The organism is Roseovarius sp. A-2 (assembly GCF_002072155.1).
GTDB lineage: Bacteria > Pseudomonadota > Alphaproteobacteria > Rhodobacterales > Rhodobacteraceae > Roseovarius.
Map to the genome: position 1 here is coordinate 1 of NZ_BDIY01000099.1, position 851 is coordinate 851.

The 851-nt window shown below is 56.9% G+C and carries 1 protein-coding gene; it reads right to left on the reverse strand.

The window, feature by feature from the left end:
• Positions 1 to 100: 100 nt before the first annotated feature.
• Entirely contained in the window at positions 101 to 760 is a 660-nt protein-coding gene (locus tag BHD06_RS22750) for a zinc ribbon domain-containing protein (protein WP_080459205.1), read from the reverse strand.
• Positions 761 to 851: the final 91 nt, after the last annotated feature.

Here is an 851-nt window from a genome sequence, read left to right on the forward strand (position 1 = left end):
AAAAGGCCCCATTCCGCCCTTGATCGGCAGACGCCTGACGACGCATATTGGGTAGGCTTGGAACAACAAGAAGCAGCATGAAACCTAAACCCGATACACCTTAGAAAAGCTGCAAACATGTCCGAAAAGGTGGGACCACTTCAATCAGCCCCCGCAGAGCGTCTTTGGCCTCAAGCATACCGTCAGGGTGTGAAAGCCGGGCCACCAGCGCAGTGATCTTCTCGCGGTAGGTCTCGGCCATCTTCGGGTGAATACGGATGGGAGACGGGGCAGGGTCCCGCTCAAGCTGCGCTTCCAACTCGATCCGGCGCGCGTCCAATGACAACATCCGGTCTTTGACCTGTTCAGCAGGAATGCCTGCGATGATCGCGTCAACCAGTTTGGCGTGGTCGGTTTTAACTGTGGCGAGTTCTTTGGCCACGGCATCGCGGTTTTGCGATGCCGCGGCCTGCAAGCGATTGCGCTCTTTTGCGTACTCCTCACAGAACACGGTCAAAGCCTCCTGATCCATCAGGTGGTTTTGCAATGCGCCAAGCACCAGCTGTTCCAGCTCATCCTGCGAGATCATCGCCATGTTGGTGCAGTAGGCTTTGCCTTTGTTGCGGGCGGTTGAGCAGCCAAAGCTGTGTTTGTTGACCTTGGAAAACCCGCCACCGCCGCTGCCGCAAGTCACAAGCCCGGAGAAGAGTGTTCTGGGGCGACGGCGATCCCAGACGGGAACGTCTGTAGCGCGACAATCTGGGTGAGAAGAGCGCGTCAATCAGGATGAGAATCCTTGGTCGCGACGTTTGTGACGATGGCGGTCTTTTCAGCCGCGATCAAGTGGTTTGTGTTTTTGATTGTCGCGGCGC